General features: G+C 30.2%; 18 protein-coding genes and 1 pseudogene. 9 read left to right on the forward strand and 10 right to left on the reverse strand.

Annotation, left to right across the window (positions count from 1 at the left end; all coding sequences use genetic code 11):
* Positions 1–49: 49 nt before the first annotated feature.
* Positions 50–2,506, forward strand: coding sequence for a heavy metal translocating P-type ATPase (locus tag OCU55_RS22000; RefSeq protein WP_261854437.1), 2,457 nt, complete (start codon positions 50–52; stop codon positions 2,504–2,506).
* A 62-nt stretch (positions 2,507–2,568) separates the two neighbouring features.
* Complete coding sequence (locus OCU55_RS22005) at positions 2,569–2,784, forward strand: heavy-metal-associated domain-containing protein (RefSeq protein ID WP_261854438.1); 216 nt, start codon at positions 2,569–2,571, stop codon at positions 2,782–2,784.
* 95 nt (positions 2,785–2,879) lie between these two features.
* On the opposite strand, the gene OCU55_RS22010 is transcribed toward OCU55_RS22005, so the two are convergent.
* The 6 genes from OCU55_RS22010 to OCU55_RS22035 all read right to left on the reverse strand — a co-directional run bounded on the left by OCU55_RS22010 (position 2,880) and on the right by OCU55_RS22035 (position 9,272).
* Positions 2,880–4,130: a hypothetical protein gene (locus tag OCU55_RS22010; protein ID WP_261854439.1), complete on the reverse strand. Its 1,251-nt coding sequence runs from the start codon at positions 4,128–4,130 to the stop codon at positions 2,880–2,882.
* A 255-nt stretch (positions 4,131–4,385) separates the two neighbouring features.
* A complete protein-coding gene (locus OCU55_RS22015) occupies positions 4,386–4,871 on the reverse strand; it encodes a DUF6803 family protein (RefSeq protein WP_261854440.1) in 486 nt (161 codons plus the stop codon).
* A 313-nt stretch (positions 4,872–5,184) separates the two neighbouring features.
* On the reverse strand, positions 5,185–7,002 hold the full coding sequence (locus OCU55_RS22020) for an urease accessory protein UreH domain-containing protein (protein WP_261854441.1): 1,818 nt from the start codon (positions 7,000–7,002) through the stop codon (positions 5,185–5,187).
* Positions 7,003–7,588: 586 nt separating this feature from the next.
* Positions 7,589–7,747 carry a hypothetical protein gene (locus OCU55_RS22025; protein ID WP_261854442.1) on the reverse strand — a complete coding sequence of 53 codons (159 nt, stop codon included), beginning with the start codon at positions 7,745–7,747 and terminating at the stop codon, positions 7,589–7,591.
* A 191-nt stretch (positions 7,748–7,938) separates the two neighbouring features.
* Positions 7,939–8,535: a TlpA family protein disulfide reductase gene (locus OCU55_RS22030; RefSeq protein WP_261854443.1), complete on the reverse strand. Its 597-nt coding sequence runs from the start codon at positions 8,533–8,535 to the stop codon at positions 7,939–7,941.
* A 23-nt stretch (positions 8,536–8,558) separates the two neighbouring features.
* Positions 8,559–9,272: a cytochrome c biogenesis CcdA family protein gene (locus OCU55_RS22035; RefSeq protein WP_261854444.1), complete on the reverse strand. Its 714-nt coding sequence runs from the start codon at positions 9,270–9,272 to the stop codon at positions 8,559–8,561.
* A gap of 198 nt (positions 9,273–9,470) precedes the next feature.
* On the opposite strand from OCU55_RS22035, the gene OCU55_RS22040 reads away from it, so the two are divergent.
* Positions 9,471–10,913, forward strand: coding sequence for a multicopper oxidase family protein (locus OCU55_RS22040; protein ID WP_261854445.1), 1,443 nt, complete (start codon positions 9,471–9,473; stop codon positions 10,911–10,913).
* Between the two features lie 180 nt (positions 10,914–11,093).
* Here OCU55_RS22040 and OCU55_RS22045 read toward each other — a convergent pair whose 3' ends face one another.
* Together OCU55_RS22045 and OCU55_RS22050 are read right to left on the reverse strand one after the other, a co-directional pair.
* On the reverse strand, positions 11,094–12,110 hold the full coding sequence (locus OCU55_RS22045; RefSeq protein WP_261854446.1) for a hypothetical protein: 1,017 nt from the start codon (positions 12,108–12,110) through the stop codon (positions 11,094–11,096).
* A 34-nt stretch (positions 12,111–12,144) separates the two neighbouring features.
* The gene (locus tag OCU55_RS22050; protein ID WP_261854447.1) at positions 12,145–13,596 is read right to left on the reverse strand and encodes an FTR1 family iron permease; all 1,452 of its coding nucleotides are present in this window, start codon (positions 13,594–13,596) and stop codon (positions 12,145–12,147) included.
* Positions 13,597–14,220: 624 nt separating this feature from the next.
* On the opposite strand from OCU55_RS22050, the gene OCU55_RS22055 reads away from it, so the two are divergent.
* The 6 genes and pseudogenes from OCU55_RS22055 (at position 14,221) to OCU55_RS22080 (ending at position 22,216) form a co-directional block, all read left to right on the forward strand.
* Complete coding sequence (locus OCU55_RS22055; protein WP_261854448.1) at positions 14,221–15,267, forward strand: YncE family protein; 1,047 nt, start codon at positions 14,221–14,223, stop codon at positions 15,265–15,267.
* 227 nt (positions 15,268–15,494) lie between these two features.
* On the forward strand, positions 15,495–15,791 hold the full coding sequence (locus OCU55_RS22060) for a hypothetical protein (RefSeq protein WP_261854449.1): 297 nt from the start codon (positions 15,495–15,497) through the stop codon (positions 15,789–15,791).
* Positions 15,792–16,450: 659 nt separating this feature from the next.
* Positions 16,451–17,497: pseudogene (locus tag OCU55_RS22065) on the forward strand (competence/damage-inducible protein A); the annotation flags it as partial.
* A gap of 540 nt (positions 17,498–18,037) precedes the next feature.
* Complete coding sequence (locus OCU55_RS22070) at positions 18,038–18,991, forward strand: CPBP family intramembrane glutamic endopeptidase (protein ID WP_261854450.1); 954 nt, start codon at positions 18,038–18,040, stop codon at positions 18,989–18,991.
* 246 nt (positions 18,992–19,237) lie between these two features.
* The gene (locus tag OCU55_RS22075) at positions 19,238–20,287 is read left to right on the forward strand and encodes an ABC transporter substrate-binding protein (RefSeq protein WP_261854451.1); all 1,050 of its coding nucleotides are present in this window, start codon (positions 19,238–19,240) and stop codon (positions 20,285–20,287) included.
* 372 nt (positions 20,288–20,659) lie between these two features.
* On the forward strand, positions 20,660–22,216 hold the full coding sequence (locus OCU55_RS22080; RefSeq protein WP_261854452.1) for an ABC-F family ATP-binding cassette domain-containing protein: 1,557 nt from the start codon (positions 20,660–20,662) through the stop codon (positions 22,214–22,216).
* Between the two features lie 1,263 nt (positions 22,217–23,479).
* On the opposite strand, the gene OCU55_RS22085 is transcribed toward OCU55_RS22080, so the two are convergent.
* On the reverse strand, positions 23,480–23,716 hold the full coding sequence (locus OCU55_RS22085) for a hypothetical protein (RefSeq protein WP_261854453.1): 237 nt from the start codon (positions 23,714–23,716) through the stop codon (positions 23,480–23,482).
* 94 nt (positions 23,717–23,810) lie between these two features.
* On the reverse strand, positions 23,811–23,960 hold the full coding sequence (locus OCU55_RS22090) for a hypothetical protein (protein WP_261854454.1): 150 nt from the start codon (positions 23,958–23,960) through the stop codon (positions 23,811–23,813).
* Positions 23,961–23,971 lie beyond the last annotated feature (11 nt).

Genomic DNA, 23,971 nt, shown 5'->3' on the forward strand with positions numbered 1-23,971 from the left:
AAAGCATATTAAAACAATAATTCTAAATAATAAAAAAGAGGTGTGCACTTTGGAAAAAAGTTTAAAAATAGAAGGAATGACTTGTGCATCTTGTGCCAAAGCTGTAGAAAGAGCTTCTAAAAAGTTACAAGGTGTTGTTGAAGCAAACGTAAATTTTGCTACTGAAAAGCTGAGTGTAAGGTTTGATGAATCAAAAGTGTCTATAACAGATATTCAAGCTGCTGTTGAAAAAGCAGGGTATAAGGCTGTAATCGAGGCTACCAGTAAAACTTTTAAGATAGAAGGAATGACTTGTGCTGCATGTGCAAAAAACATTGAAAGAGTAACTAGAAAACTTGATGGTGTAATTGAATCTAATGTGAATTTTGCAACAGAAAATTTAAGCATAAACTATGAACCATCAAAGCTTAGAGTCTCTGATATAAAAAAGGCTGTAGAAAAGGCTGGATATAAAGCTCTTGACAAGGAAGTTTCAGTTGATGAAGATAAGGAAAAGAAAGAGAAAGAAATAAAGCTATTATGGAAAAAGTTTATTATTTCCGCCATCTTTACAGTGCCACTTCTTGCCATTGCCATGGGGCATATGTTAGGCGACAAGTTTGGGTATAGTCTTCCAGAAATGATTGATCCTATGATGAATCCTAAAAACTTTGGAATAGTTCAGTTGGCTTTAGTAATACCAGTCATAATTGCAGGAAATAGATTTTTTAGAGTTGGTTTTAAATCTCTAGTAAGAAAAAGTCCTAATATGGACTCCTTAATAGCAATGGGCACTTCAGCAGCATTTTTATACGGAATCTTTGCAGTAGCACAGATTTATAGAGGTAATACTGAATATACAAAAGATTTATACTTTGAATCTGCGGGAGTAATTATAACCCTAATAACCTTAGGTAAATATTTAGAAGCAGTAACAAAAGGAAAGACTTCTGAAGCTATTAAAAAGCTTATGGGGCTTGTACCTAAAACAGCAATAATAATAAAAGATGGAAAAGAGATAGAAATCTCAATAGACGAAGTTGAAGTAGGAGACCTCATACTTGTTAAGCCTGGTGAAAAAATGCCTGTAGACGGAGAAGTAGTTGAAGGAATGACTTCTGTAGATGAATCTATGCTTACAGGAGAAAGTATACCTGTAGAAAAGAATATTGGTGACAAGATAATTGGTGCAAGCATCAATAAAAATGGTTCTATAAAATACAGGGCTACTAGAGTTGGTAAAGACACTGCATTAGCTCAAATTATAAAGCTTGTTGAAGATGCACAAGGATCCAAAGCCCCAATTGCAAAATTAGCAGATGTAATTTCAGGTTATTTTGTTCCTGTAGTTATGTCAATTGCTATTCTTTCAGCATTAGCATGGTACTTTATTGGTGGTCAAACTTCAGTATTTGCACTTACTATATTTATATCGGTTCTTGTGATAGCATGCCCATGTGCTTTAGGACTTGCAACTCCAACTGCAATAATGGTTGGGACTGGTAAAGGGGCGGAATATGGAGTCTTAATAAAGAGTGGAGTAGCGTTAGAAACTGCTCATAAGGTGAAGACTATCGTATTTGATAAAACAGGTACTATAACAGAAGGAAAACCAAAGGTTACAAATGTAGTTGTTACAGGAAACATATCAGAAGATGATTTACTCCAACTAGCAGCATCTGCAGAAAAAGGTTCCGAGCATCCACTTGGAGAAGCTATAGTAAAAGGTGCGGAGGAGAAGAATTTAGAACTTAAGAATTTAGACTTTTTCAAAGCAATACCTGGATATGGAATTGAAGTGAAGATTGATGATAAAGATATACTACTAGGTAATAGAAAGCTTATGGTAGAAAGAAATATCTCATTAGAAAACTTGGAGGAAACTTCGCATACCCTTGCAAACGAAGGCAAGACACCAATGTATATAGCAATTGAGAAAAATATAGCTGGAATCATTGCTGTTGCTGATACTGTGAAAGAAAACAGCAAAAAGGCAATTGAAGAGCTTCACAAAATGGGGATAGAAGTAGCGATGATTACAGGGGATAACAAAAGAACTGCTGAAGCTATAGCTAAACAAGTTGGAATAGATAGGATATTAGCTGAAGTTCTTCCGCAGGATAAGGCCAATGAGGTTAAGAAACTTCAATCAGAAGGAAAGAAGGTTGCAATGGTTGGAGATGGTATAAATGATGCTCCAGCTCTAGCTCAAGCAGATATAGGTATTGCTATAGGTTCTGGTACAGACGTTGCAATGGAATCGGCAGACATAGTTCTTATGAGAAGTGACCTAATGGATGTACCAACTGCAATTCAATTGAGTAAAAAGACCATAACAAATATTAAAGAAAATTTATTTTGGGCTTTTGGGTACAATACTCTAGGAATACCTGTTGCTATGGGAATCTTATATATTTTTGGAGGACCTCTCTTAAATCCTATTATAGCAGCTGCAGCCATGAGTTTTAGTTCAGTATCTGTTTTATTAAATGCATTAAGATTAAAAGGGTTTAAACCAGCAAAATAGTTATACTACATGATAAATATTTAAACAGTCATATAATTTTTTCAAAACAAGGAGGAATAAAAATGAAAAAGAAAATATTAGTTGAGGGAATGAGTTGTGGTCACTGCGTTAGCCATGTTAAGGAGGCCTTAAGCGGACTTAATGGAGTAACCGGTGTTGATATTAATTTAACTGCTAAGACAGCAATACTTGAAGCAATAGAGGATATAAATGATCAGGAAATAAAATCAGCTATTGACGAAGCAGGATATGATGTTGTTGGAATAGAAAATCTATAGTTAAATAGTGAATTAGTTTAACAGTCAAATAAAAGGTCATTAGGTAATAATTATTACTCGATGACCTTTTTGTTGTTTGAAATTGTTGAGTTAATTTACTTACAAATCTTAAATAATATATTATAGTCACAACCAAACTTACAAATACTATCACAGTGCTTATATAAGTCAGAAAAAAGTAAGTATTTAAAAGAAACATAATCCTTATCTCTTAGCGAAGGGCGTGTAAGTTGTGCAATTATTTCTTTTTCTCTAGAATCTGGAGCCACCAGAAAAAAGTTATATCGTCTATCCCCAAGAGATGCAGCTAAATCGCTAAGTCGAAGTATACCAGAATAGATGGAAGTGCTTTTTTCAATTTCAAAAGCACATTCAATTTGATTGGTATTCTTTTTCAACCAAATAACATCTATCAAGGAAACTGTTTTATTAACATCTGAATTAAGATTCAACTCTGGTAGATTAGATATAGTTAGAAAGCTTAGGCTTTTACCATCCATGGTTTTATTTCTATCGTTGTTTGCTACAAAGACATCATATCCTAAACTATTACCAATCTCAGTTAGCAAAAACTGCATCTTCAGATGCTCATTTTCCTGTTTGAGGTCTTTTTCTATTTCTTCATGTCGTTTTTTAACAACAGCTTCAAGTTTCTTTTTTTCAAAGGTTAATGCAGTTTCCCAATTTTCGGAGATTGCGATTTTGCCTATGCCAATATCAAATAGAAGACCACAGAAGGCACCTAAATCTTTCGAAAGGTACGAAATAAAATCTTCGTTAACCTTCAATATAGTTTCTCTCATGGATAGGTAATCAGGCCAAGAACCAAGTTTCTTTTTTTCATTGAAAAGTGCATTGAATCCACTTACAATAGCAGTGTTAAAAGGTGGAATAACTGTAGGATGAAGAAAATATAAAATATTAGCAACAGCTGGTCCAAGTCCTTTTATATTGCAATTATCCAATTTTATAATTTCTCTTATAATCTTATCTTCATTATTTGCTAACAAACAATTTTCAAGAAATTCTCCGAAAGCCATTTTGTTATTTTCATTTTCATAAATGTCTGGTATTCTTAACTTTGGTTTCCAATAAAAAGGATGGGCAGCTCCCATAAAGACTTGCTTTTGTTCGGTAATACAATTTAGAACAAATTCTAGTGGTGAGCCTTTAAAATCTGTTCCGAAGGTATTATTCTTTATTGAATTAATAGTATTGATTACACCGCGTCGAATTGTTCTAAAAGCTTTTAAACGAGTGTTGTTATCAATAAACCAACTATTATAAACTGACTCACAATCTTGCTTGTATACTTGTATTAAATCAATGAAGTTTGAAGTTATCAATATTATAGCACCTTCTTATTATAAATTTATGTGTAAATATAGAATATAAGTTCTATATATAACTAATAATCCCTTTTTTAATGTAATAAATAATGGAAATAAAATTAATTATTTTAAAAGAGTATTGGAAAATATTCAGAGAATTGTCTTCCGTGATTACAACTATAATTTAAGTTTAAGGTTATAAAAAATACTAAAATCAAAAAACCGGTATTAAACCGGTTTTTACATAATAGGGGATTAGTTTATATTAAATTACATTTTCATTTGGCCCATTTTACCAACAATCTCTGGATTAACCATACCAAATATCATTGCTATATGTGCAACTACTAGGAATCCACCTACTAGTATGAAATGTATTTTCATCTTTTCGTTATCCGATTTATTTTTGAATATTAATCCTAGTTCTAAGAGAGCTAGAGGTAATAGGAAGACAACACCGCTTAAGTAGAAACCAACAGCAACTACGTCTACCCATGTATGCCATCCACCTGTTTGGGTTAATGGAATTACTGCGTTTATAAAAAGATAAATGAAGATTCCGGTAAAATAAAATCCATCGAAGATAGAAACAACTTTGTTTAAAGTTCTTATACCACCACTTTGTATCCTATTAAATATGATGAAAAACTCTGTTATTGTAAGAGTTTCAGCACATATAACAGGTACAGCCATAAAAATTAATAGATTCCAAGGCTGATTGTCAGCTAATAAGGACATATAATGAGTCATATTCATAATTTGTACCTCCTAAATATTTTATGTGAAAATGTTAACATAAAGTTATGAAGAAGTTATGAAGAAAACGGATAGTATGTAGTTTATTATGGAATACATTACAGATTTTACAAAATAATTATTTATGTTTAATATATAGTGGTAGTTAATTTATATCCAGAGAGTTAATCGGAAAGAGTTAAGAAAATAAATATTAAAAATAGCAGTGTTGTTTATATTTGAACAAAAACTAATTTCTTTAATATCTTGTTATTAAAGAAAAAAGAATGCCTTGTTACAGCATTCTTTTTACAAAACTAGTTTAAATCATGAACTAATTAAAATACTTACTTCTTATTTCTTCTAAATTTTTATTCTTAAGATCATCAACTACTTCTATTATTCCTATGAACTGGTTATCTTTAAGAATAGCGTAGCTAGTAGTTGAGGTAGGAACAAATTCAACTACATTTATTCCCTTCTTAAATGTAAATTCACTTAGTTTTTTTCCTGTTACAGTATCTAAGATCTGATATGTTCCTTCTGGATTATCGAACTTAGTCATATCAAAGGTAAGCTTAGTTGTTGAATTACTGCTAGTCACTACTATTGCAGGCTTTAATTCATATCCAATTCCATTAAATTTAGCACTTAGGTTCTTGCCAGTACCGGACGCTTTATTAATTAATGTTTCTGTAGGTACTTTAGTTAAATCATTACCGTATATACTACTGCTTTGAGCGGCTGAGCCATCAGTTACTGGACCCGCACAGCAACTAGGACCTGTGCTTGGAGGTGGTAGTGAAGGATCTGATTTGGATGTATCAACAGTATCTAGTTTATCTACAACCTTAATGACACCTCTTATCATACCCATCCAGCAGCTAAAGTTTATATCTTTATCACCAGGGGTAAACTCAATAACATTTTCTCCGCTTTTTAATTTCTTTTCAACATTTAATGATTGTGCAACAACTGAATTATTACAAGAGTTAAGTTCTTTTCCGTCTATTATCCACTTAACTGGAATTCCTTTTTGTACATAAAATGAATTAGGAGTGTAACCATTAGTATTTGCAGTCATATTTATAGTTTGAACCCCATCTTTTATAGTTGCTTTCGCTACATTTGAATTAGATGAATCTTTAGAGGTTCCTCCTAATAAAGTGGTAGTACCTCCAGATAGTGCTGTCAAAGGATTAACGTTTATACCAGCTAAGATAAATCCTCTATTTCCCATAATTAAGCCAAGTACTATAATCAATACACCGCTAAGTTTAAGAATTTTCTTTGTATAACCTTTACTTAATAATCCAGATAAAGCACCAAAAGTAAGCATCAAAGGTACTGTACCTAATGAAAAAATTAACATAGATAGAGCACCTTTAAAGGCGCTTCCTGTACCTAGTGCAAAAAGCTGCATTGTTTGAAGTGGACCACAAGGCATAAGGCCATTTAATAATCCCACTATAAAAGGTGAACCAGACTTATTTTTTATTTTGCACGCTGTATGAGGCAATTTTATCTGGAAGGATCTAAAAAATTTAAAACCAGCCATGTTAAAGCCCATCATTATCATAAATGCTCCGGCAATTATTTGCATCGTAGCTTTAGCCGTAATAGAAAGTGAGAATATTGAACCTAAAGCACCAATTATTCCACCTAATATAGTATAAGAAGCAACTCTTCCCATGTTATATAGTAGAGCTGGTTTTATAGCATCAAACTTGCTTTCACTATCATTTTTTATACTCTGAGAAAGCATAATTCCTCCGCACATTCCAACGCAATGTATAGAGGTAAGAATACCAACTAGAAATAAAACAGTATAAGAAGCATTAGCAAGTTTAGAATCCATATCAAAGCCGCTAGTCCTTACACCAAGGAAAGCTATTGCAGCCACTATTATCAGTGTTCCTATAAACTTATAATCATTTGATTTTTCCGTTCCATAGCCAGCTTTTTTTATTGAAGCTTTAATTTGCGATAGGGTGCAAAGATCTTCTTCGTATTCTACAACTGCAAATTCTCCGCTATAATTAGCTTTTACACTTATAATACCGTCTAATTTTTTGATGGCCTTTTCAACCCTATGCTCACAAGATGTACAAGTCATTTCATAAACTTTAATTTTCTCACGCCTAGTACTCATTAAAATCCTCCTAATTGGTTTATTAGAGATTAAACTAACTTACTTATTACATTAATTAAATTTAACCACTTGATAAATTTAATTAATGTATAAGTAGTTATTAAAAAATATAATTCAAGTATACAAAATTAATATGTGTTTTTTATGAAGATGAAATCTACATAATTACTTAATTGTAAATAAATTGTTAACTGCGATTTGAAATTTAACAATAAAAAGCTATGATAAGGTAGTTAATTAATAGAATATGATTGGGAGGTGACACCTTATGAACATTATTTTAAATAGTAATAGTAAGAGGGGATATGATATGAAAAGTATTTTGGTTACGAATGATTACGCATTTATAAATTTTTTGATAAAAAAGTTAATATGGATGTGGTAGATATGTAATGAATAATTTTAAGTCTCAAACGAATTGTTAGAATTTGAAGTGTGTTGTTAAATGGAAGATTTTATAACATGATTAAAAGTAAAATGTCTTATAGGAGACACGGGGATGTCCCTATAAGACTATAATATAATAATATAGATAAATTTATGGTAAGTGGTGTCTAACTTTATCTATATTAGAATATAGCAATAATTATGAAGCTTTGGTTTCTACATTTTTATTATTAGATTCTATATAAAGGTTATTATAAGTATTCATTATGGATTGTTCTTCAAAGTTAAATCTTTCAACTAACTTTATAGAATAATCATTTCTATATTTTTTGCTAAATAGAAATTTTAAAAAATCCATCTCTCTCTCCTCCTCTTAACTGTAATGACCTTAATCCAATAATACTCTATTCATATAAAGAGAGTATGAAGATAATATAAAGATAATATGAAGATAAAAATAATAATACTTTACGTAAAGAGCAAACTTAAGTAACATGACTGCTTGTTGAGTACTAAACAATAAACACTAATTATTAAAAATATTAATTATTATTTTAATAAATTAACATAGGACTTCATTTCTTCAAGAGTCATAGGACCAATTTTCTTTTTTATTATGGTGCCATTTTTATCTATAAAGAGAGAAGTTGGTAAAGCTGTAATATTATAATTTGTAGCAACAGATTCGTCATAGTCAAACAATATATTAAAATTTAATTTGTTTTTGTTTAGAAAATCTCTGACAGTATCATTATCTTCACCAATGTCAATTCCTAAGATAATTAAATCAGAATTCTTTGTCTCTTGATAGAGCTTTTCTATTTCAGGCATCTCTTGTACACAGTAAGGACACCATGTAGCCCAAAAATTAATAAAAACATTTTTACCCTTGAGCTCACTCAAAGAAACCTCTTTTCCATCAAGAGTCTTCAATTTAAAATCAATTGCTTTATCACCATTTGGATCTTTAAAGATTCCATTAGTAGAGTTTGTGGTAGGAGTTTTAGATATATTGTTATTATCAGAAGCTTTTTTATTATCAACAGCATTATAAGAATTAGATTTAGTCTTATTATAATTAATTACTGTATATAGACTTAGACTAAAAAGTATAATTATAGATAGAGGGAAAAGTAATTTTTTCATTTTTTACACTCCTTTAATAAAGATTAATAAAAATTAATAAAGTTTAGATATTTGCTAAGTGTGCTTAAGTTATTTGTATATACTAAAATCCCCATAGCTATAAGTAATAGACCACTTAGTATTGATATAGTTGGAGTAAACTTTAAAATCTTATTTTTTAGTTTCATAAACTTATCAATAGCAATAGCAGTTAATATAAAGGGGATTGATAGTCCTAAAGAATATACGCTTAGTAGAATTATTCCTTGATAAACAGTATGAAGATTACTTGAATAAATCAATATTGATGATAATATTGGTCCTACGCAAGGGGTCCATCCAGTAGCAAAAGCCATTCCCATTAGTATAGAACTAAAATTTTTGCTAAATGAAAAAAGTGACAGAAGCCTTTTTTCATAATAGAAAAATCTAATCTTTATTATTCCCATTGTGTGTAGACCAAATATTATCATTAATAAACCGCCTACTTTTCTAAATAAAGCTTGATTTCGTATTAATAAGTTTCCTAAAGTTGTTGCTGATGCTCCCATGATAACAAAGATTATTGAAAAGCCGAATACAAAGCCAAAGATTTTATAAAATCTTGTTTTTTTATAATTGTTAGTATTTTTACCAACATCATTTATTGTTGCACCTGTCATATAGCTCATATAAGCTGGTACTAATGGCAAGACGCATGGAGAAAGAAAGGATAGTAATCCTGCAGAAAAAGCTAAGAATAACGGTATATCGTTCAAGTACTTCAACTCCTTTTAACAGTAATAACAATTTATTATAATTAATTGCTATGAAGATTATATGAAGAATGTTTTTCAATTGATTATTCTTTTTATATAAATAAATTATAATATTAATTTTCATATCTTCATAATTCCTTCATAAAATCAAATTATAATAATTATTAAGTAAAAGTTATAATTATTGAGGGGGTTAATATGAGTAAGTCAAAAAATATATCAACAATTTGTGCCGTAGTTGCTGGAATAGCTGCTGTAGGGATTATTTTATTTATAAATCCAATAAATAAGGGTACTGGAATGAATATGAGTAACACTAATAATATAAGTAAAGATGCCATAATAAATAGTAGTCTTCCTATACCTGCTCTTTTAGAAGATAAGAATCCTGATCCGAAAGTAGATGATTTCACCCTTGAACCACAGCAAGGTGAAGTATCGTTTATAAAGGGTACTGAAACCAAAACTACAGGGTATAATGGAAACTTTTTAGGACCGGTTATAAGGGTGAACAAGGGAGATGAAGTAAATATTCATGTAAACAATAAACTAAGCGAGCCAACAACTGTACATTGGCATGGGTTAGAGCTAAATGGAGAAAATGATGGTGGTCCAGATCAGGCTATACAGGCAGGAGCAACTTGGAATCCTAGTTTTGTTATTAATCAGCAAGCTGCAACACTTTGGTATCATCCTCACTTTAGTGGAACCACTGCTACACAAGTATATAGTGGGTTAGCGGGACTATTCTATGTAGATGATGAAATATCTAAAAACTTGAATATTCCTAAGGAATATGGAGTAAATGATATTCCATTAGTAATTCAAGATAGAAGCTTTAATAAGGATGGAAGCTTCAAATACGATACTAATATGATGGATGGAGCAACTGGAGATACTATTTTAGTAAATGGAGCAATAAAGCCATATCTAGACGTTAAAAGGGTTAAGATGAGATTCAGAATAGTAAATGGAGCTAATGCAAGTAACTTTAATTTAAAGCTAGATAATGGAAGTGCTTTTTATCAAATTGCATCTGATGGTGGCTTTTTAGAAAGTCCAATAAGCCAAAAAAGTATTTTATTAGCTCCGGGTGAGAGGGCTGAGATAATTATTGATTTTTCTAAATACGATAAAGGAACTAAGGTATCACTTATGAGTGATAAGACTGAAATATTGAATTTTAATGTTAAGGAAGATGGAAATGATACAACAGAAATCCCGGGTGTCTTAACAAAAATCAATAAAATTGAAAAATCACAAGCTACAAAGGTGAGAAACTTCGACCTTCAAGGTATGGGAAATATGGTATCAATAAATGGTCAAAAGTTTGATATGAATAGAATTGATGAAACTGTAAAACAAGGAGATATTGAAATTTGGAATATAACAAGTGAAAACTCAATGATGCATAACATGGGACATCCGTTCCATATTCACGGGGTACAATTCCAAATACTATCTAGAGACGGAAAAGAACCAGCTACAGAGGAAAAAGGCTGGAAAGATACAGTATATATAGAGCCGAATGAAAAAGTAAGCATTATTGTTAGGTTTAATAATAAGGGCACTTTCATGTATCATTGTCATATATTGGAGCACGAAGAGGCAGGAATGATGGGACAAATTAAAGTAGAATAGTATGTTATAAAGATAAGGTTTTATTTCTACAGCCTTATCTTTTTTTAGTCCTATGAAATTATAATACATAAGTTTTTAGATAAAGAAAAACATACACAGATTTCTAATAATCTGTGTATGTTTTTTCTTTATGGTTTCATTAAGCATAAGATTTATGTGCTTCTAATCCAATTAGTTATATTACTTCATATTTTGTATTTCAGTTAAGGTTTTATCTAAAGAGTCTGAAGCTGTTTTTATCACTTTTTCATCTATTGGTTTTACTTTTACAGCAGCTTGAATTGTTCCTAAAGGAGCTTCCACTTTTTCATATAATGGTTTGTTCTTTTCTTTAACTTCATCTTCAAAGCTGCTCCAATATTTTTCTAATCTATCAGAGTACTTAGTAACTTTCTCTTCGTTTAATGGGGAAATAAACTTTTTAATTTTAGTTAAAGCAGTTTTCATATCTTGTGGACCAGATGAAAATGCAATTGATTTTTGAAGCTCTTCTAGAACCTTATCTAATTCTACAATTGAGGTATCTAGAACTTTTGTATCTAGAGGAGTTACTTTTACAGCAGCTTGAATTGTTCCTAATGGTTGTTCAACTTTTTCGTAGATTGAAGGATAGTTTTTCTTTATTCCATCTTCAAATGAACTCCAATTTTTTTCAAGGCCTTCAGAAGTCTTAACTATCTTAGCATCCTCTTTATTAGTGATTTCACCACTAAGTTCTTTTAAAATTGATTTCATATTTTCTAGACCTATTGTAGTAGCATTATCATTTTGTAACTTTGCCAACTGAGTATCTAGATTATCTAATGATTTATTTAAGACCTTTGTATCTAATGGTTTTACTTTCGCGGCAGCTTCAATAATTCCTAATGGGTCTTCAATTTTAACGTATAAATCTAAATACTTGTCTTTAAGATCTTCTTCGAACTTATCCTCAAAAGTTTTCCAAGAATCTTGTAGCTTTGTAGAAGACTCAGCTACTTTATCATCTTCTTTATTTGCAATTTCATCTTTTATATTTTTAACAATATCTCTCATATCGCTTGCTGCTTTATCAACGGAAAGTTCCTGATTAGCAGCTGCAGTTACTTGTGGCTTTGATACAGAATCTGTAGCTTGTGATTTTTGAGCTGTACATCCAAGCAATGATATAGAGCTTCCTAATGCAATTAATAATAATAATTTTTTTGCTGATTTCATAAATAAATCCTCCGTCTTTCGTTTTCTAAATTTATTACTTTTTAAATTTATTAAATAGACTTATAACTATTGCAAGCGCTACTAGCAGTATTTGAGGTATAAATCCTTCCCAAGTAGGATATACACCAAGAGCAGAGATTGTTGGTAGAGTATCACTTGTTGTTGCTGGCAGTAAACCTGCAAGCTGAAGTCCATTAATACCCATGCCTGTGAACTTTAATCCTAGATAGAAGACTAATAGACTAGAAACTAGGAAAAATGGCTTCATTGGAATCTTTAAACCAACTTTAATTATAAGTACTGATATTAATATAAGAATAGCAAATCCAATCGTAATCCCTAAAAATAAAGTTGGTAATTTTATAGATGAAGCCATGCCTATATAGAATAAAACAGTTTCTGTTCCTTCTCTGAATACTGCTAGAAATGCTAAGAAACCTAGAGAAAGTAAACTTCCATTCTTTAATGTTTTATAACTGTTATCTTCAAGTTCATTTTTACGTGATGATACATTGGATTTACTATGAAGCCAATAACTCACATAAATAAGCATTACAGCCGCAAATACACCTGTCCATCCTGAGATTAAGAAGTTATTATTTCCAAAGGTTCCTGATGCAAATAGAAGTTTAACTAATGCAGCTAGTACAATACTTACTATAAGACCAACTCCAACGCCACCATAAACCCATACTTTTTTGCTTTCTTGCCCTGATTTATTTAAAAATCCTAATAAGGCAATTACAACTAAAATGGCTTCCAGTCCTTCACGTAGGATAATAGTAATTACATCTACTATTCCATATGAAGTATCACCAGATAGTAAGGATAGATATCCATGCATTCTATCGATTATCTTTAACGCTTTATCTTTATCAACAGGGGTTACAGTAAGGTATGCCTTAACACTTACCATATCCTTTTCAGCATCGTCATAAACTTTTTTAGATTGAGTAAGAACTACGCCTTCAACATCAAGCCAAGAAGAACTGAAGGTGTTCATAGTTTCAATAGCAGAAGCAACATCACCATCTTGTATTTGATTTTTTGAAGTTTCTAAAAGACTCACTAAGTCTTTAACTGTAGCAGCTTTACCTTTAGTTTTCGAATCACCACTTTTATATTTATCTTGAAGAAATGCAGTATTTGTTTTCTCCAAATCTTCTAGTGCAGTTAGAACCTTGTCCTTTTGAACAGGGTCTTGTGTGAATAGAAAACGAACCATGCCCATTTTTTCTTCAATATCACCATAGGCTTGCTTTGATTGTTCTTTTACACCATCTTCAAATTCAACCCATGAATCGTTAAATTGATCATAAAGATCTTTTCCTTTAGAAAGATCTCCAGCTTTAACGGCTTCAATGGAGCTTTCTATTAGTTTATTTCCTTTTGAAAATTCGGTTTTAGCATCTGCAGCAAACGCCTTAACAGAAAAGAATGGAAATATTAGAAATACTGAAAATAATAATACAAATAATTTACGCAAATGTTGCGCCCCCTTTATCGTTAGTACTTTAAGTGTTCACAAAGAAAAAATTAATTTTGTGAATTAAAAAACATAATTTGTGTAAGCTTTTATGAAGCTTGCTAAGGTGCATTGATATGAAGAAAATGTAAATCATTATCAATTAAAATTCTATTTCATTATATAGTAGGATATTATACAATTCAATAGTTACTTTTTAAACAATGTTAGATTGTACAAATTAGCATCTAAGCTTGGTGGAGAATTAGGTATGAAGATTCAGGAATGATGGAACAAATTAGAATAGCATCTTTTGAAGGTAGTACTATACAAATAAAGCCTTATTTTTTATATACATGTAAAAAGAAATTTATAGATTAGTTATAGTAGTGTACCACAGTAAATTGTTTTGGATAAATAAAATCAAAAAAGAAACTAAATATCTTGTAAGCTGTTTAATAAATATTAGGTAATGTTAAGGTTTTTTGTATCAAAGTTGATGAATAAATTAAGTGTTCTTACTAAATAATACTGAGTAGAGAATACTGAGTAGAGAATCAAAATTATAAGAAAACTTTCATTTGTATGAGTTTCTAGAACTTTATATAGTTATCTCATATACATATGTAGATAGGAGGAAAGTATATGATTAAATCAAAATACTTTAAATTTGTAGGAACTGCAATTATCCTAAGTATAACATTAGTAGCTTGTAGTAACCAATCCCAAAAAGGTCCTAGTAATGTAGAGAAAAAAATAAATTCGTATATCTATACTGCAAATGAAAGTGGAAGTGTATCTAAGATAGATTTAGCTACTAATAAAGTCGTAACCACTATCAAGGATGAAGGATCTCCACATAATGTGCAAGTTTCACCTGATGGAAATGTAATAGCGTATACATCACCAGTAATGATGGAAAAAGGTCAAACAGAACATGGATCTATGAGTATGAATGGAAATGTTGTTTTTTATGATACTAGTTCAGATAAATTAATTAAGAAAGTAGAAGTGGGAAAGCATCCTGCACATGTAGTGTATACTTCAGATGGGAAATATGTGTTAGTTACTAATAATGAAGACAATAATTTTTCAATAATTGATGCGAAAAACTACAATCTAATAAAAAATGTACCAGTAGGTAATGGTCCACATGGGTTTAGAATATCAAATGACAATAAATTTGCATATGTAGCTAATATGGGAGAAGACACTGTAAGTGTTGTAGATATAGAGAATTATAAAGAACTTAGAAAAATAAAGGTTGGAAATACGCCAGTAACAACTGGTATTACTAAGGATGGCAATACTTTAGTAATAACAGTAAACTCTGAAGATGTGTTAGCTATAATAGATCTGAAAACAGACCAAATAACTAAAGTACCTGTAGGAAAAGGACCTGCTCAAGTCTTCGTAGGATATGATGGTAAATATGCATTTGTAGCAAATCAAGGAACTGAAAAAAATCCATCGAATTCTGTTTCAAAAATTGACTTGGCAACAAAGCAGGTAGTGGCTACAATTGAAACAGGAAAAGGAGCACATGGAGTAGTTGTAAGTCCAGATAATAAATATGTATATGTAACCAATATGTATGATGATAGCGTAAGTATAATAGATAATGCGACGAATAAGGTGACTGCTAATATTTCAGTTGATGCGGAACCAAATGGAATAAGTTTTAAAAAGTAATTGTAAAGAGAGACTTTTAGTAAACTATTAAATTAACTCTATTAATTTTAATGATATAAGTGTGTAAATAAAAAGATTATCTAATTTTATTAGTATTTTTATTTTTGATACTAGATTATATGTATGCAAAAAGTAAATTTTTATTTCTTCATAAAATCTTTATAGTGATACGTTAAAATATAAATATATTAAGAATACTTAATAATTTAAATTTTGGAGGGATTACTATGAGTTGTCACAATACAGGTAATGAAAATAAATCGAATCATAAGCACGGAGGTAATAAACATTTACTCCATATGATTATTTGCTGTGGTTTACCAATAGTAATAATATTTATGTTGCCTTTTATAGCAAGTCTAAGTCCTAGCATTGCTGGAGTGCTTGGTAAGATAGCTCCATTCTTATGCCCAATAATGATGCTTGCAATGATGCCTATGATGATGGGACACAATAAAAAGAAAAGTTGTTGTTCAAATGACAGTGATAAAGAAGTTGTTGATATTAAAAAGACTATAGAATAAGCTTATAATATATAGATATAATATAGCGTACATAGGTTATTGAAAAACCTACGTATGCTTTTTTATTTGAGATGATGATTTTTGTTTAAACAGTATGTGAAAGTTTTTTTACATAAATTAAAATAACAAATTGAATTAATTTTACATATAGATAATTTTCTATAATAGTAATAAAGAATCTTCAGGATATAATATACTAGTATAATCATTTAAGTCAAAATACTTTAATTGTGATGAGATTAATAGAGGCTAGCAATATTTTAAATAAGAAATTATGAAATGACACATTTCATAAAGTGTTATAAAATAGATATAATGTTAGAATATGATAAAGCATTATAATTACAAGATAATAACCTCATTATTGATATTAACTTATAATGAGTAAATTTAATTTAGGGTTATTTTTACAAAATAATATCATGGTTATCTTACTTATGTGTAGCTATTATTTACCTTAAGTATAGATTTATAGATTATTATATAGATAAAATAATTAAAACTACTTGAACTAGTAATGACGTGAGAAGTAAATGAGTTTTAACTAAAGAAATATATGAAAGGATGAGTATAAAATGTGTGATGATGACGTATATTATTTTTGGCCAGAAAAAGAAGATTATGAATATTTGTTAAAAATATTAGACCGGACTTTAATTGGAGGTCTTGGGCCAACTCCAGATGACCTAACAAAGGAGACAGCTGCTAAGTTTTTTAATCAGGAACTTGTTGTTCATGAAGAATCATGGAAGCATATAGAAAGTTATTTTAGTAAAAGTGGAAGAATCATGGAAGGAAGCAATGCTAAGCAGGCGTATTTTCCCAAAGATGCAGTTGTATTACCTAATCCTAATGGAACAGCTCCAGGTGCTATATTAAAAAAGGATCAAAAAATCATAGTAGTGTTGCCTGGACCTCCTAAAGAAATGAAGCCTATGTTTATTAATCATGTTGTTCCCTATCTACAGCAGTATTCTGATACAATACTGGTATCAAAGGTGCTTAGAATTTTTGGTATTGGTGAAGGAGTTATGGCAGAAGAGATTTCAGATATAATAAATGGTCAAAGCAATCCTACTGTCGCTCCTTATGCTAAAGAAAGAGATGTAACCCTTAGAATAACAGCTAAAGCAAGAGATGAAGAAGAGGCTAAAAAGTTAATTAAGCCAGTTGAAGATAAAATAAGAGAAAGGCTTAATGATAATATATACGGTGAAAATGATGTAACTTTAGAAGAAGTGGTGGCTAAAATGCTTGTAAGTAATAAACTTACTATAGCCACAGCAGAGTCTTGCACTGGCGGACTTATTGCAGCTACTCTCATAAATTATCCTGGAATTTCAGAAGTGTTTATGGAAGGTGCAGTGACTTATTCAAATGATAGTAAAATGAAAAGGCTAGGAGTAAAAGCAGATACTCTAGAAAAGTATGGTGCTGTAAGTGAAGAAACAGCTGGAGAAATGGCTGAAGGTATAGCTAAAAATGCTGGTACAAGAGTTGGGATATCTACTACTGGAATTGCAGGTCCTGGTGGTGGCTCAGCTGATAAACCTGTGGGACTCGTTTATATGGGGCTTCATATAGATGGAAATACATTAGTTAGAAAGTTTAACTTTCAAGGAAGTAGAGAAAGAATTAGACAAAGAGCTACCATGAATGCATTGGATTGGCTTAGGAGAGAACTTATAAAGAAGTTTAATAACTAGCCTTTTGGCTTAAATTAAGTAATTATGCATCCAATGCTTTAATGAGCTTACGCAAAGAATTAATATGATTTTGTCATATTCCATGGCTAAAACTGTAAACTCACTACGTTCGAACAGTACAGTTTTTCAACGCCATTACATCTGAAAAAATCATTTAATTCTAATAGCTCGCTTATATAGCATCTCCTGCATAATCACTTAATTTTAACAATTTTCTTAAACATATCTTAATATTAAATGGAGACTTATAAGCAAATAGAAATGATATAAGAATGCCAAATAAATAAGTTGGAAAATAATTATTAGTTTGTATAAAATGTAAGGGTGTAAAATAAAAATTCCTCTTAAAGTGAGGAAAACCATCACTAAAAGAGGAATTTTCTATATTAAATAAAATGGGGGAGAGGCAATTTAATATAAAAGTTATCTACAATAATAATTGTCTCCTAAAAGGAAGAAAATATACATTGGCAAAAAAATAAATACATAAATAAAAATATATGTTATGGTATTTATGAGTAAAAGAGTAAGGAGAGATTTATGAAACCTGTATTTAAATCAAATTTATATTTTTTGATAGTATTGTTTGTATCAATGGTAGGTCCATATATAGTAAGAAGACCACTTGCACTTTTAGGCTTGAATTATGGAGAACTTCTAATGACTGTGCACGCCATATTTTTTATATTGCCTGCCATAATATATGTTATAGTAACTAAAGCTCCAGTAAAGCAAACCTTCAGATTTAATAAAGTAAGTTTAAAGGAAATAGGTTATGCAATTCTAATAGCTCTTTTAGCGCAGCCTATAATGACTTTATTTTCATTAATAACTTCATTTTTCTTTGATAATGATGTTGCAAAGGCTATGGATGTTATGAAAGATCTACCATACTGGATGATGCTTTTAGTTGTAGCTGTTACACCTGCAATTACGGAAGAGATAACAATGAGAGGTATAGTCTTATCAGGATATAATCACAAGAGTAAGATAAAAGCTTCATTGATGATAGGTTTATTATTTGGTATTTTTCACTTAAATGGACAACAATTTCTTTATGCAGCAGCATTAGGCGCGCTTTTTGCTTACATGGTAAGAGTAACTAATAGTATATTTGTATCTATGATATGTCACTTTACAGTAAACGGATTTCAAGTAAGTCTACAGGCTATACTTTCACCACTTACTAAGCTTGTAGGCAATAGACAAGATTACTCTTTAAGAAGTTTGCCTATGAATGATAAGATAAACATGGTTCTTACATGGGGGTTTGTAGCAGTAATTTTTGCAGCTTTGGTTGCAATTTTAATTAAGAAATTAAAAGAGGCTGCAGAAGAAAGAGGAGTAGTTGATAGTTATGACCTAATAACTAACTATGGAAGAGAGTCTGTTAATGGAATAGGTGATGTAGCTTTAGAGAGGGATAATATAATAAATATACCGTTTATAGCTACAGTAGTTATCTACTTAATATATATGATATTTTTTGCATAGTTGCAAGTAGTGTAATATAAAACAAGAATTTATAAATATTAATAGGTGAAAGCCATGCATATAAGGAATTTTATTTTCCTTATTATGCATGACTTTTGTTTTTATAAAAAGGTTTTTATTTGGGATATAAGAAATCCATATTCTTTGTTGATTATAGAAAATAATTTTGACTAACTGAAAGAATATGGTAATATATTTAAGTGTAGTGAGAATATTTATCAATGCAAAGAAAGAAGGTGCACTAAATTGAAAAATAGCTATAAAGCTTTTTCTGTTTTACTTATCATATTAATATCATTTTCTATTACTTCTTGTAGTAGTAAAGAAGAAAAAAAGACTCTAGATGTTTTTAACTGGGGTGAAAATATAGATGAAAGTCTGCTAAATGAATTTGAGGATAAATATGATATTAAAATAAATTATAATACTTATGATACAAATGAGTTCATGTATGAAGCTGTAAAGTCAGGCAAAACAAACTACGATGTAGTAGTTCCATCAGATTATATGGTTGAAAAGATGGTCAAGGAGAATATGTTAGAAAAACTTGATTTTGATAATATACCTAACTTCAATAAAATAGACTCAGATTACTTAAATAGAGAATTTGATCCGGGAAATAAATTCTCTGTACCATATATGTCTGGAACAATAGGAATATTATATAATTCAAATTTAGTTAAAGATCCGGTAGATTCATGGAATATACTTTGGGATCACAAGTATAAAGGTGAAATATTTATGTTGGATGCTCAAAGAGACGCTATAGGAATATCTCTAAAGAGGTTAGGTTACTCGCTAAACTCTACTGATACAAACCAGTTAAACGAAGCAAAAAAGGAGCTTATAAAGCAGAAGTCATTGGTTAGAGCTTATGTGCAGGATGAAGTAAAAGATAGGATGATAGCTGGAGAAGGTAGTTTAGCCGTAATTTGGTCTGGAGAAGGGTTAAATCTACAAGATAAGTATCCTTATTTAAAATATATAGTTCCTAAGGAAGGAGCAAACTTTTGGGTGGATTCACTGGTAGTTCCAAAAGGATCAAAGCATAAAAAGGAAGCAGAATTATTTATAAATTTTTTATGTGAGAAAGATCCAGCACTTAAAAATGCTTCGGAGGTAGGATACACAACCCCTCAAAAAGAAGCAAGAGAAACACAGCCAGATAATATAAAGAATAATAAAAATGCATATTTACCAAAAGAAGTTTTAGATAAATGTGAGAACTATAAGGACTTAGGAGAAAACTTAAAGCTTTATGATGAAGCTTGGTTAGAAGTTAAATCTGCAAGATAAGTTTAAATATAGACTAATATTAACGTAAGCTGAGCGTTAGTAAAAGAACTAGTCTAGAGTGAATTTTTGGATATATAGGATAACTTAAAAAATATACTAAGAATTTCTTTTGACAACAGTCTATAGAATACCTTAAAATATTCATGGTATTATTAAAAATTTAAATCGCATTGTATCTAAGCAATAGCTAAAAATAAAGTTTAAATAAAAGGCGTTGTTAAAATATTGTGTTGAAATTAAGCAAATCTAAATAAAAATATATGATTATAAAATTATAAAATTATAAAAATATATAATTATAAAATTATATAAATATATAGTATTCATGCAGGTTTTAAGAAGAAAGTTTATTATAAGAAGAGGAGAAATATAATGAGTATACTTACGGTAAAAAACCTTAGTCATGGCTTTGGTGATAGAGCTATATTTGAAGATGTGTCATTTAGACTTCTAAAGGGAGAGCATATAGGTTTTATTGGCGCTAATGGTGAAGGTAAATCTACATTCATGAATATAATAACAGGAAAACTTATGCCTGATGAAGGTAAGGTAGAGTGGAGCAATAGAGTTAGAGTTGGATATATGGATCAACATGCTCACCTAGAAAAAGGAAACTCCATAAGAGATGTACTTAGAGGTGCATTTCAATATCTTTTTGACTTAGAAAAAGAAATGTTAGATATGTATGATAAGATGGCTGATGCTACACCTGAAGAGTTAGATAAAATGATGAATGATATAGGAACAATCCAAGATATGCTTGATCATAATGGGTTCTACGTTATTGATGCTAAAATTGATGAAGTTGCTGCTGGACTTGGATTAAAAGATGTAGGTCTAGATAAAGATGTTATGGATTTGAGTGGAGGACAAAGAACTAAGGTTTTATTATCTAAGCTTCTCTTAGAAACTCCAGATATACTTCTTTTAGACGAGCCTACTAACTATTTAGATGAAGCACATATAGAGTGGCTAAAGAGATTTTTACAAAGTTACGAAAATGCATTTATATTAATATCACATGATATTCCTTTCTTAAACAGTGTTATAAACTTAATCTACCATGTTGAAAATAGACAGCTTAATAGATATGTTGGGGATTATGATAACTTTAAGAGAGTACATGAAGCTAACAAGAAACAGTTAGAATCTGCTTATGAAAGACAACAGCAAGAAATAGCAAAACTTGAAGACTTTATAGCTAGAAATAAGGCTAGAGTAGCTACTACTGGAATGGCAAAAGCTAGACAAAAGAAGCTAGACAAGATAGAAAAAATAGAACTTACTGCTGAAAAACCAAAGCCAGAGTTTAATTTTAGAAGTGGAAGAACTTCAGGAAAACTTATATTTGAGACTAGAGATTTAGTTATTGGATATAATGAGCCGCTATCAAGTCCGCTTAACTTAAGAATGGAAAGAGGCCAAAAAATAGCTCTAGTAGGAGCAAATGGACTTGGTAAGACTACTCTTCTAAAGAGTCTTATGGGAGAGCTTAAGTCGTTAAATGGAGAAGTTGAATTAGGTGACTATCTACAAATGGGATATTTTGAACAAGAGATAAAGGATGCAAACTATAACAGTTGTATAGATGAAGTATGGGGTGAGTTTCCTGCATTTACTCAATATGAAGTAAGAGCTGCTCTTGCTAAGTGTGGTCTTACAACAAAGCATATTGAAAGCAAGGTTGTTGTACTAAGTGGAGGAGAACAAGCAAAGGTTAGATTATGTAAGCTTATAAATAAAGAAACAAATCTACTAATACTAGATGAGCCTACTAACCATTTAGACGTAGAAGCTAAGGATGAATTAAAGAGAGCTCTTAAGGCATATAAGGGAAGTATATTAATAGTATGCCACGAACCAGAATTCTATAGAGATGTAGTTACAGATGTTTGGAACTGTGAAGAGTGGACAACAAAGATATATTAATTAGGATGTGTGATGAAAGCCCTTGAGGATGGCGACTTCAAGAATTTTTAATGTCACTGCTTATACCTGTGATTTTTAAAAATATATGGCTATGAGTAGAAGATAATAACTCTGGAGTAAAGTAATAGTAGGTTTGGTTACCGCAGAAAAACAGGTTTAGCATATGAACAATTAAGTTTAAATCAATATATTGACCCGTTTACGGATGATTCTTACTGTCCCCAGCATGGACGACACTTGGTTTCAATGATTTAAAATGATATAAATAAAAAAACTTAAATAAGAGTGGTAAATAACTATAGAAATTATTAGTTACTTACCACTCTTATTTAAGTTAGAGAAGATAAATTATAAACTTACATATATACTAGAGGTTTATAAGAATATAATCTAAATTCATTATATTAAATTAATGAGTGAATTTAAATAAATACGATAATATTTAAATATCAATACTAGTGTTAAAGCCAGATCAATAAATATTAGAGTCTAGATTTCATATCTAAATTTTGGGGAATTATAAAGTTATTTAAAATTAAATTTTGTCAATAGATTAAACACTAGTGGGTTTTTTATAACTATAAAAGAAAAGCAAACTTGAAATTAAGAGCAAGGGTCTTAAATAAACAGCGCCTTTATTGAAGACTATAGATATAATAAATAATACTAGATATACTATTGAGAGTGTTAAGTTAATTTGATTTCTAGATTTACTTTTTTCTTTGTGATATGAAAATGTAGCTATTAGTGGTAAAAACAAAATAGCTATACATAATATAGAAATAATGTGATTTAAAGTTTCAATCATAATAATCCTCCGATTTAACTAATTTATATATTACAAATAAAGTATTATTAATTTATATTATACATGAATGATGACACTATTAAAATTATTGATTTGAGTAAATCATATATTTGGCTTTTGGTGTAAACATTTATAGTATTAAATTTAACTATTGAAAAATAAGGTGCTGCCTCATTAAGCAATTTACATACTATATATTGTTTTGTATATAGAAATACAAACACAATATGGTGTAGTATACATTTTTAGTGCGACAGCCCCTTATTTTTAATTTAATTGAACTTATATGTTATATTCCACACAATGATTTTCATATTTACGATATTTTGATATTCGTTAATAAGCAAAAATTTCATTTTAAACAATAAATTTAATATTCGCAAATCATCGTTGAATAAGGTGAAAAACTATAAATATATTAGTGTTTTTATGCATTCACCGGAATATGAGTTATATTATTGAACAAAATTTTTGTAAGCAGACCATAACGCTGCACCCGCAGCAAATAATCCTACTCCCATTAAGGCAACTGGATTAATAAGACCTGCAGCAATCATTGCATCAACTGCCCAAGCTTCTATACCAAATATACCAGCAACATCTAGTACCCAAGATAATGCATCACCACCATTAATAAGTTCTATTTCATTAATTTTTAATTCAGAAAAGTTACTATTCATTATTAATTCCATTTGTATATCTCCTTTAAATATCTAGTGTAACTACTTGTACACCGATTTATTTTATTTATAATAAACTCCTTCGGGCCCGTAAAGAAGCTATTAACTAAAAGATATTTGGGTTTAAACCAAGATACATATCAACATGCAACTTGTCCACTTCTTCAACGCTTTTAACTTCATTTACAGTAACATTGTATAAAGTAGTTATTGGCTGAAGATTATTTTTTTTAAAAAATTTTTCGATCTTTTTCATCTCTTTCTGCA

The organism is Clostridium folliculivorans, assembly GCF_024341905.1.
In the GTDB taxonomy this organism is placed as follows: Bacteria; Bacillota; Clostridia; order Clostridiales; family Clostridiaceae; genus Clostridium_AR; species Clostridium_AR folliculivorans.

Excerpts from the sequence above, each read along its gene's own strand:
- OCU55_RS22005 (WP_261854438.1), top strand. The coding sequence starts at position 2,569 with ATGAAAAAGAAAATATTAGTTGAGGGAATGAGTTGTGGTCACTGCGTT.
- OCU55_RS22015 (WP_261854440.1), bottom strand. The coding sequence starts at position 4,871 with ATGAATATGACTCATTATATGTCCTTATTAGCTGACAATCAGCCTTGG.
- OCU55_RS22020 (WP_261854441.1), bottom strand. The coding sequence starts at position 7,002 with ATGAGTACTAGGCGTGAGAAAATTAAAGTTTATGAAATGACTTGTACA.
- OCU55_RS22025 (WP_261854442.1), bottom strand. The coding sequence starts at position 7,747 with ATGGATTTTTTAAAATTTCTATTTAGCAAAAAATATAGAAATGATTAT.
- OCU55_RS22030 (WP_261854443.1), bottom strand. The coding sequence starts at position 8,535 with ATGAAAAAATTACTTTTCCCTCTATCTATAATTATACTTTTTAGTCTA.
- OCU55_RS22040 (WP_261854445.1), top strand. The coding sequence starts at position 9,471 with ATGAGTAAGTCAAAAAATATATCAACAATTTGTGCCGTAGTTGCTGGA.
- OCU55_RS22045 (WP_261854446.1), bottom strand. The coding sequence starts at position 12,110 with ATGAAATCAGCAAAAAAATTATTATTATTAATTGCATTAGGAAGCTCT.
- OCU55_RS22055 (WP_261854448.1), top strand. The coding sequence starts at position 14,221 with ATGATTAAATCAAAATACTTTAAATTTGTAGGAACTGCAATTATCCTA.
- OCU55_RS22060 (WP_261854449.1), top strand. The coding sequence starts at position 15,495 with ATGAGTTGTCACAATACAGGTAATGAAAATAAATCGAATCATAAGCAC.
- OCU55_RS22070 (WP_261854450.1), top strand. The coding sequence starts at position 18,038 with ATGAAACCTGTATTTAAATCAAATTTATATTTTTTGATAGTATTGTTT.
- OCU55_RS22080 (WP_261854452.1), top strand. The coding sequence starts at position 20,660 with ATGAGTATACTTACGGTAAAAAACCTTAGTCATGGCTTTGGTGATAGA.
- OCU55_RS22085 (WP_261854453.1), bottom strand. The coding sequence starts at position 23,716 with ATGGAATTAATAATGAATAGTAACTTTTCTGAATTAAAAATTAATGAA.
- OCU55_RS22090 (WP_261854454.1), bottom strand. The coding sequence starts at position 23,960 with ATGAAAAAGATCGAAAAATTTTTTAAAAAAAATAATCTTCAGCCAATA.